General features: G+C 59.7%; 9 protein-coding genes. 8 read left to right on the top strand and 1 reads right to left on the bottom strand.

Annotated elements, in window-relative coordinates; all coding sequences use genetic code 11:
- The 8 genes from ACH2EH_RS21280 to ACH2EH_RS21245 form a co-directional block, all read left to right on the top strand.
- Positions 1 to 554: sulfatase/phosphatase domain-containing protein (locus tag ACH2EH_RS21280; protein ID WP_395144882.1), on the top strand; the 554-nt coding region annotated here is incomplete at its 5' end.
- Entirely contained in the window at positions 551 to 2,359 is a 1,809-nt protein-coding gene (locus ACH2EH_RS21275; protein ID WP_395144880.1) for an arylsulfatase, read from the top strand. The genes ACH2EH_RS21280 and ACH2EH_RS21275, both read left to right, overlap by 4 nt.
- Positions 2,360 to 2,364: 5 nt before the next feature.
- Positions 2,365 to 3,798 carry an alpha/beta hydrolase fold domain-containing protein gene (locus ACH2EH_RS21270; protein WP_395144878.1) on the top strand — a complete coding sequence of 478 codons (1,434 nt, stop codon included), beginning with the start codon at positions 2,365 to 2,367 and terminating at the stop codon, positions 3,796 to 3,798.
- Positions 3,799 to 3,857: 59 nt separating this feature from the next.
- Positions 3,858 to 4,448, top strand: a complete 591-nt coding sequence (locus ACH2EH_RS21265) for an acyltransferase (RefSeq protein WP_395144876.1) — start codon at positions 3,858 to 3,860, stop codon at positions 4,446 to 4,448.
- 30 nt (positions 4,449 to 4,478) lie between these two features.
- Entirely contained in the window at positions 4,479 to 4,724 is a 246-nt protein-coding gene (locus tag ACH2EH_RS21260; RefSeq protein ID WP_395144875.1) for an acyl carrier protein, read from the top strand.
- Positions 4,711 to 5,817 carry an acyl-CoA dehydrogenase family protein gene (locus tag ACH2EH_RS21255; RefSeq protein ID WP_395144873.1) on the top strand — a complete coding sequence of 369 codons (1,107 nt, stop codon included), beginning with the start codon at positions 4,711 to 4,713 and terminating at the stop codon, positions 5,815 to 5,817. Before ACH2EH_RS21260 ends, ACH2EH_RS21255 begins: the two co-directional genes overlap by 14 nt.
- Before the next feature lie 2 nt (positions 5,818 to 5,819).
- A complete protein-coding gene (locus ACH2EH_RS21250; RefSeq protein ID WP_395144871.1) occupies positions 5,820 to 6,749 on the top strand; it encodes an amino acid--[acyl-carrier-protein] ligase in 930 nt (309 codons plus the stop codon).
- A 59-nt stretch (positions 6,750 to 6,808) separates the two neighbouring features.
- A complete protein-coding gene (locus tag ACH2EH_RS21245) occupies positions 6,809 to 7,888 on the top strand; it encodes a C1 family peptidase (RefSeq protein ID WP_395144869.1) in 1,080 nt (359 codons plus the stop codon).
- Positions 7,889 to 7,936: 48 nt separating this feature from the next.
- Here the strand turns inward: ACH2EH_RS21245 and ACH2EH_RS21240 are convergent, their stop codons facing one another.
- The gene (locus tag ACH2EH_RS21240; protein ID WP_395144867.1) at positions 7,937 to 8,776 is read right to left on the bottom strand and encodes a GntR family transcriptional regulator; all 840 of its coding nucleotides are present in this window, start codon (positions 8,774 to 8,776) and stop codon (positions 7,937 to 7,939) included.
- Between the last annotated feature and the right edge of the window lie 67 nt (positions 8,777 to 8,843).

Genomic DNA, 8,843 nt, shown 5'->3' with positions numbered 1-8,843 from the left:
GAATGCGGGCGTCGAAGAACACGGTCTACCAAGGCGGCACCCGCGCCGCATCGTTCTGGCGCTGGTCAGGGACGCTCAAGCCCGCCGACTGCGATCGCTTGGCGGCGCACTTAGATGTCTTGCCAACACTGGCCGAATTTGCTGGGGCCAGAGCGCCGCGCGGGCTCGATGGTCGTAGCCTTTTGCCGCTGCTCAAGAACCCTCAGGCTAAGTGGTCCGAGCGCATGCTTTTTGCCCACACGGGGCGCTGGGAGCCGGGGCAGCCCCCCAATAAATATGGCAATGCAGGCGTCCGCTTCTCGCACTACAACGCCGTGGCGACGCAGAACCCAAGCTCCCGCTGGCAGCTTTTTGACCTCGACACAGACCCCGCCGAGGCTACGGACATCTCAGCGCAGAACCCCGCGCTGGTGCAGAAGCTTGATAAAGCCTATGATTCTTGGTGGGCGAGCATTCTGCCCGGCCTGGAAAACGAGGACGCGTACAAGACCGCGCCGAAAGTCAATCCGTTTAAGACGCGCTACGAGAAGCAGTTTGGAGTTTTGCCCCGATGAGGCCGCCCAATGTGGTCGTGTTCCTCGCCGATGATGCGGGGTGGGGAGACTACAGTGCTAGTGGCAACCGCACCGTGCAGACGCCCCATATTGACTCCCTGAGCCGCAACGGAGTCACACTGGAGCGCTTCTTTGTCTGCCCGGTGTGTGCGCCAACCCGGGCGGAATTTTTGACCGGGCGGTACCATCCGCGAACGGGTGTCTATGGGGTCTCGACGGGCCAGGAGCGGATGAACCTAGATGAGAAAACCATCGCGGATGCCTTCCAGAGAGCGGGGTACGCCACAGGAGCATTTGGAAAGTGGCACAACGGGAGCCAGTGGCCGTACCACCCCATGGCGCGTGGCTTTGGAGAGTACTACGGCTACACGTCGGGGCACTGGGGCGAGTACTTCAACCCGCCCCTGGAGCACAACGGCAAGCCCGTTCGCGAAAAAGGCTATATCGTTGATCTGTGCACCGATAAAGCACTGGCGTTTATCGAGAAGCACAAGAGCCGTCCGTTTTTTTGCTACGTCCCCTTTACCACCCCGCACTCCCCGTGGGCCGTCCCCGAGAGTGACTGGCAGCGCTTCAAAGACAAGCCTCTCGCCCAGCAGGCCACTGAGCCGGGCAAAGAAAACCCCGACCATACCCGCTGCGCTCTCGCGATGCTGGAGAACCAGGATCGCAATGTCGGGCGGATTCTCAAGAAACTGGAGCAGCTCAAGCTGACAGACAATACGATTGTTGTCTACTTTTCGGATAATGGCCCCAACACCGCGCGCTGGAACGGCGGGATGAAGGGCATCAAGGCCACCACGGATGAGGGTGGCGTGCGCTCGGTGTTTTTTATGCGCTGGCCGGGCACGCTCCCTACCGGCCATAAAGTTGCCGAGATCGCGGGGGCGATTGACTTGTTTCCCACGCTGATGGCACTAACAGGAGTGACGCGGGTGGGGGATAAGCCGCTTGATGGGCGTGATCTCTCGCCGCTTCTTACAGGCCGCGCAACCACAGCTCCCCCAAGGATGCTCTTCTCTACCTGGAGTGGCCGGGTGAGTGTGCGCTCCCAAACCCACCGCCTGGATGCGTCGGGGGAGCTATTTGACATGATCGCCGACCCGAACCAGATGCGCTCCGTAACGGCGCAGCAGCCGGACACAGCGCGGCAGCTCACTTCTGCGGTTGCTGCCTGGCGCAGCGAGCTATTGCCGCGCTCTCCCCGCACAGCCTCGCCCGTTGATTCACGCTCGATTCCCGTGGGCTATAAAACCTTCCCTCGTACTTGGCTTCCAGCACGTGATGGCACGCCGGGAGGGGGAATCGAGCGCAGCTCAAGTGCCCCTAATAGCTCCTACTTTCGCAACTGGACCCGCACCGACGACACGATTTCCTGGGAGATTGAGGTCAACACAGCAGGAATCTACGACGTGGAGCTGCACTATACCTGTGCCCTGCCCGATACGGGTTCCCGCATTGTGCTAAGCTTTCAAGACAGTCGGCTGGAGGGGCGTGTGGCCCCTGGCTGGGATCCACCGCTCTACACCAATCAGGACACACTGCCTCGCCCTCCTGGGGAGTCACGCCTGAAAGAGTTTCGGATACTACGCCCCGGAAAACTACGTCTGGAGCGTGGCCGTGGCCCGCTCGCGCTCCGTGCCCTAGAGATTCCCGGCAAAGAAGTGATGCACTTAAGCGCCGTTGTTTTGACATTAAGGGACTCTCAAAGATTAAATTCCCCCGACTCAATAACCCGACCGAAGGGGACGAGAGGAGTCCTCTCGGGGGTGGGGGAATTATTTCGTCGCGAGTCCCTAAGATAACCTCTATGAAAAACCTACTTTTCTCCCTCACTATACTTACCTTGCTCATTTCCGCGGTACGTGCCCAGGAAGCAATTCCCTACAAAGAAGCTGACGGCAAGTCGCTGGTGCTTCAGGTCTTTAAGCCGAGTGGCTGGAAGGCGAGCGATAAGCGCCCCGCTTTTGTCTTCTTCCATGGCGGTGGCTGGACCGGTGGCACGCCGACAGCGCTCTACCCGCAGGCAAAGGCGCTGGCGGTGCGCGGCATGGTGGCGATCAGTGCGCAGTACCGGCTGGCCGAAAAAGGCAAGGCACCCGAAACAAGTGTCAACGATGCGCGAAGTGCACTGCGCTGGGTGCGAAGTCATGCGGCAGAACTTGGACTTGACCCCAAGCGCCTTGGGGCGGGTGGAGGCTCGGCGGGTGGGCATCTGGCAGCGCACTGTGGCATCATCAGTGCCCTCGATGACCCGAAAGACGATAAAGCAATCTCGTGTCGGCCCGATGCACTGGTGCTCTTCAATCCGGTCTACGACAATGGCCCGGGTGGCTACGGTAACGAGCGGATTAAAGAGCGCGTGAAAGAGTTCTCACCCCTACAAAATATAGATAAAACATCGCCCCCGACTCTGGTGCTATTCGGGGACATGGACAAACTCGTACCCGTCAAGACCGCTGAGGCGTTTCGTGATGCCCAGCGCACCGCCGGAGTGAAGTCCGAGCTGGTGGTCTATCCGGGCCAGCCGCATGGTTTTTTCAACAAAGAGCCGTATCTAGGCAAGACCATCACCGAGATGGAGGGCTTTCTGGAGGGTTTGGGCTGGCTCAAGAAACAAGCAAAGATAGACCCGGCGCTCCGTCCGATCACCGAAACTCCTGGCCTGCCGCGCGTACTGCTCATCGGCGACTCAATCTCCATGGGCTACACGCTTCCCGTACGGCGTTTATTGGCAGGCAAGGCCAATGTGGTTCATCCACCCGTGAACTGCTCCAACAGCGGCTTCGGACTGCGTGAGCTGGATAAGTGGCTCGGGGACAAGCCCTGGGACGTGATCCATGTGAATTTTGGCCTCCACGACCTGAAGTTTGTGGACGAAAAAGGCACGATGGTGGCGGTGGAGAAAGGCAAGCAGCTAATCTCGCTGGCCGACTACGAGGCCAATCTGCGAGCGCTCGTCGTGCGGCTCCGCGCCACCAAAGCGAAGCTGATCTGGGCCACCACGACACCGGTTCCGGAGGGCACCACGGGGCGGATCGCAGGAAGTGAGCGCGCCTACAACGAGATTGTCAAGAAAATCATGACGGAAAACCAGATCCCGCTCGATGATCTCTGCACTGCCGTCTCGGGGGCACTGGCCACGCTCCAGCAGCCGCGCAATGTCCACTTCACCCCGGCAGGCTATGATGCGCTGGCACAGACAGTGGCGAAAATTGTGATGGAGAGCGTCATCCTGAAATAATTTACAGTCTGGTGATTGGTATAGATTCTACCCATAAATAGAGTATGGGCAGAGTCTCATTGTTAACCCCACAAATTAATAGCCAGATAAAGACAGGCCTGCGGCGTGAGTTCGAGAGCCTGCACGGGTGTTTTCACCTGCGCCTTACCATCGCTCAAGCATTAGTGGGGTGCTTGCCCGAGTTCGCTCTGGTGAGCGTTCGCGCGACGCTCTACCGCTGGGCAGGAATAAAAATCGCCCGTGGCGTGACCGTTCAAGGGCGGCTCTGGCTGGTGGGGCGGCGCAAAGACCTCTCACGGATCCAGGTAGGTGAGGGGTGCATTCTCGCACCTGGTGTTCGTATTGGTCTGGACGCGCCCGTGGTGATCGGAAAAAATGTCGCACTTGGCCCCGATGTCACTCTCTGCACTGCCACTCACACTATAGGCTTTGGCTCGCGCCGCATGACCCCCACACTGAACGCTCTTCCCGTGACCGTAGGCGATGGGGCTTGGATCTGTATGAGCGCCCTCCTCCTCCCCGGGGTCACTGTTGGCCCTGGTGCAGTGGTAGCGGCGGGCTCCATTGTCACCGAGGACGTGTCTGCACACACACTTGTCGCTGGAAACCCGGCTCAGGTTCAGCACGAGCTACCCTTTGCGAACCGTTAAACATCGTTATTGATTATTGAGGAAATTTTTATGACAGAGCAAATTCGACAGATACTCACCCAGAGCGCGGGAATTCCTGCCGAGGATCTTCCACTTGATGCGGATCTCTACCAAGCGGGCCTGAAGTCTCTGGCGACGGTTCGGGTCATGATGGCTCTGGAGAGTACGTTTCAAGTGGAGTTCTCCAGCGAGCTTTTGGGACGCGACACGTTTGCCACTATTGGCCGGATTGAGCAGGTCATGCGCCAGCTAGGAGCCAGTCATGCCACTGTCTGAGGTTATCCGCACCACGGCTCAAGCCCATGCCGAGGCTGTGGATCACGATGCCCGTTTTCCAATCGAGGCCATTACTGCACTCAAAGATGCCCGTCTGCTCTCGGCGCTTCTTGATGGTCAGAGCCTGACGGAGGTCGTGGCGCTCTGCGGGGAGCTGGGGCGCTGCTGCGCGGCCACGGGGATGATCTACGCGATGCACCAGAGCCAGGTTGCCTGCCTTGTCCGCCACGGCCTGGGCCACGCCGCCTGGGATGCCTTCGCCGATGATCTCCGAGAGAAGCAGCTCCTCATCGCCTCGATCACCAGCGAGGTGGGCGTGGGCGGAGACATTCGCACGAGTCTCTGCGCGATTGACAAAGGCCAGATCACCAAGAAAGCCACCACCCTTTCTTACGGTGCCCATGCCGATGCGTATTTTTTAACCTGCCGCCGTCAGCCCGACGCGCCCGAGAACGATCAGGCGCTGGTGCTGCTACGTCGCGAGGCAATCACGCTGGAGCAGACGGGCAACTGGGACACGCTCGGCATGCGCGGCACCTGTAGCCCGGGCTTCACGGTCACCAGCCCGGTGGCGGAGAACGCGCTCTTCCCAGTGGGCTTTGGCGAGATCTGTAGCCAGACCATGGCTCCGGCATCGCACCTGCTCTGGTCGGGTGTCTGGCTGGGGATCGCCGCCGATGCGGTTACCCGCGCCCGGGCCTATGTTCGCTCCCGTGCAAAAAATGCACCTGGTGCGGCCAGTACCGGCGAGCTGCGCCTCGCTGAGGCAATGAGCCAGCTCCAGCTCGGGCGGGCGAATCTGGCGGAGTGCCTGCGCTCCTACGAAGCCCTCTGCGCATCAAACGACACGCGTGGCCTGCTCTCGTTTGAGTGGGCGATCCGTATCAACAACCTCAAGACCAGCACGAGCGAGCTGATTGTCTCGATTATCCAGCAGTGCCTTGCCATCACCGGAATTCAGGGCTACCGCAACGACTCTCCCTACAGCCTAGGCCGCCACCTACGCGATGCCCTCTCCGCCGCCGTGATGATCGGCAACGAGCGCCTCCACGCAGTGAGTGGCTCGCTCCTGCTGATGCAGAAAGGAATCTGACGATGAGTGCTCTCACAACCCATAATGCCACCGCCGAAGAGGTCTATCTGGATCGCCTTCTTGCCGCCCAGCTTCTCTTGCCCACCGATCTGCCCGGCATCTACGCCCGTGGCTCGGCGTTTGCGCAGATTATGGAGGGCCTGGAGCACGCCATCACGCGCTACGGGCGCACCAAGGAGACGATCCTCCTCCGCTGCCCGCCCGTTCTGCCGCGTAGTATTGTTGAGAAGTGCGGCTACTTCCAGTCCTTCCCACAGCTCCTGGGCTGCATGTGCTCGTTCACAGGCGGGACAACGGAGCACGATGCGCTGATGCAGGCCGTGGATGCCGGGGACAATCTCTTGCCGCACCTGGAGCTTGCCGATGTCGTGATGGCCCCGGCGGCCTGCTACTATGTCTATCCCTACTTGGCCGGGACACTCCCCACCGAGGGAAAGACCACGGATATTGAGAACTGGTGCTACCGCCACGAGCCCTCACTCAACCCCATGCGGATGCGCTCGTTTCGGATGCGCGAGTTTGTCCATGCGGGGACGCCCGAGCAGGCGCTTGGTTTTCGTGATCGCTGGATCGAGCGTGCGCAGGAGTTTCTCACTCTACTGGGCCTCACTGCCACGGTCGAGGCTGCCAGTGACCCATTCTTCGGGGCGGGCGAGCGGCTCATGGCGGCCCAGCAGCGTGCCCAGGCCCTCAAGTTCGAGCTACTCATTCCCATCGTCTCCGATGAGCGCCCAACTGCTGTGATGTCATCGAACTACCACAAAGACCATTTTGGGCATCTCTTTGATATCCACACGCCAGATGGTCAGACAGCACACACCGCCTGCCTCGCCTTCGGCATGGAGCGTATTGTCTTGGCCCTACTCGCTGAGCACGGGCTCCAGCTCTCACAGTGGCCTCGCACACTACAGGCGCGGCTTGAGGTGAACTAATAGTCACGTTTTATTTAGGTGCCTGAGTGGGTAACCTGAGTTTAGGAGAATATGTTACGATGAATAAATATCAACTTACTCGTCTCTTCGGTGGGGCCACTCTGGCCGTTCTTGCTGCCGTTGTTTCGGCCCAGCCACCGAAGGGAGTTGACCTCAACAAGCTACGCCTAGATCTCAGTAACCAGAAGATCAACTTCACGATCGGGCAGACCAGTGTTCTGGGCAAGGATCTCAAACAGATCACGGGCGACATCATCCCCCCCAATATCCAGCAGATCGCCGATGCTCAGGAGCCTCTCTCCAAACGCGTACTGGAGCTAGATAAGCAGGAGCGGGAGAGCGCCGTAAAGCTCAACCCAGCCCTACGTGCTAAGATCTACGAGTTTCAGATTGTCGCTAGCCCCAATCTGAAACGCTGGGACTGGCGCACACAGGGCAAGGTGAGCCCCGTCAAGGATCAGAACCCGGCGGGAACGTGCTGGGCATTCTCGTGTATGGGGGCGCTGGAGTCGTCGTGGCTGATCCGTAACAATGTCACCGTGGACGCGTCGGAGCAGTTCATGGTCTCCTACAGTGGAGCGGGCAACACGGGCGGCGGCGATCGTGCGCCTGCCAATGCCTGGCTGGTTTCCAAGGGGACGACAACTGAGGCGACCTGTCCGTACAACGCGACCATGAACACGCCCACAGCAGCGAGTACTACGACACCCTACGATGCCCTTGCCTGGGGATTTGTGGATGCTGCGGTAGATATTCCCTCGGTGCAGAAGATCAAGGAAGCGCTCTGTGAGCACGGTCCGGTCGAGGCGAGCCTCTACGCCGACGGTAACTTCCAGGCCTACACGGGCGGCATTTTCGATCACGTTGATAATGTCAGCAACACCAACCACGCGATCCTGATTGTCGGCTGGGACGATAGCAAGCAGTCTTGGATTATCAAGAACTCCTGGGGCACCGATTGGGGCGCAACCTGCGACTATGGTAGCCAGCGCGGCTTTATGTACATCAAGTACGGCACGCACAAGATCGGTCGCCGTGCCATGTGGGTCAAGGCTAAGAGCGCACACTACATCATCCGTCCAGAGCTGATGCGAAATCTTCCGAGCAATCTGATTCTCAAGAGTATTCGTAGGTTCTAGCCTGCGAAAATCCAAAGAGAAGCCGCCTGGTAAACCGAGCGGCTTTTCTTATTTTTGGTCGCTGCGTAGCTGCTTGAGGAGCTTCTCGACAATACGGCGCTGGGCGCGGATGTGAGCGGCGAGCGTGGCGGAGGCGCGGTCGAGATCGCGTTCGATCAGAGCATCTAGGATGGCGCGGTGCTGGGCGGCCATAGCTTCTTCCATCCGGGTTTCGGGGGCGGCGTGATCAAAGAGGGCGGCAAAGTACGCGCCGTGCTGGGCAAAGAGTGTGCGCAAGAGCGGGCTTTTGGCGCGCTCAATGAGGTAGCGGTGAAGGTCATTGTCGAGGCGTGCGCCCACGTTGCCATCGCGAAGGTGGGTGAGAGTATCTGGCTCTAAGTGGGGCCAGGCGAGCTCTAGGGCGAGAAGCTCCAGCCGCTCGCGCACCCGCAGCCAGTCGTCCACTTCGGTCAGGGTCAGCTCCCGCGCCCGCCAGCCACAGCGCGGGACATGCTCCACAAATCCCTGGCCCGCCAAGCGGTGCAGCGCCTGCCGTAGAACCGTCCGCCCAATTGCGAGCTGCTCCGAAAGTGCCTCCTCGCGTAGAAACTCCTGGTCGCCTTGTAGCGAGCGCTGGAGAATAGAGCGGCGCAGCTCGTCTTCCCAGTCACGAGGCAGAGCTTGAGGTATCTGTGCTGGCAGCGACGGCGGGTTGGTTCGGTAGCGCAGCCGCCCCGTCGCTGATTTTTCAAGCACACCGGCGGCGACCAGCTCCCGCACGGCTTGGCGAACCGGTGTGAGGCTGACCTGATAGTGCGTTGCCAGAGCCGCTAGGGTGAGCGGGGCGGTGGGAAACGGTGGGTTGGCCCTGAGATCGTCCCCAATAAATTGAGATAATTTTTTTGACATTGTACGCAATGTGAATTATAATCTGAAACATGGCAAATCAGCAAATTTCCTGGCGTGGTGTCTTTCC

The organism is Armatimonas sp. (assembly GCF_043760365.1).
In the GTDB taxonomy this organism is placed as follows: Bacteria; Armatimonadota; Armatimonadia; order Armatimonadales; family Armatimonadaceae; genus Armatimonas.
Note: the sequence above shows the minus strand (reverse complement) of the source record. Positions and strands in the feature narration are given on the sequence as shown.

Coding starts and splice junctions, on each gene's coding strand:
- ACH2EH_RS21275 (WP_395144880.1), top strand. CDS start 551: ATGAGGCCGCCCAATGTGGTCGTGTTCCTCGCCGATGATGCGGGGTGG.
- ACH2EH_RS21270 (WP_395144878.1), top strand. CDS start 2,365: ATGAAAAACCTACTTTTCTCCCTCACTATACTTACCTTGCTCATTTCC.
- ACH2EH_RS21260 (WP_395144875.1), top strand. CDS start 4,479: ATGACAGAGCAAATTCGACAGATACTCACCCAGAGCGCGGGAATTCCT.
- ACH2EH_RS21255 (WP_395144873.1), top strand. CDS start 4,711: ATGCCACTGTCTGAGGTTATCCGCACCACGGCTCAAGCCCATGCCGAG.
- ACH2EH_RS21250 (WP_395144871.1), top strand. CDS start 5,820: ATGAGTGCTCTCACAACCCATAATGCCACCGCCGAAGAGGTCTATCTG.
- ACH2EH_RS21245 (WP_395144869.1), top strand. CDS start 6,809: ATGAATAAATATCAACTTACTCGTCTCTTCGGTGGGGCCACTCTGGCC.
- ACH2EH_RS21240 (WP_395144867.1), bottom strand. CDS start 8,776: ATGTCAAAAAAATTATCTCAATTTATTGGGGACGATCTCAGGGCCAAC.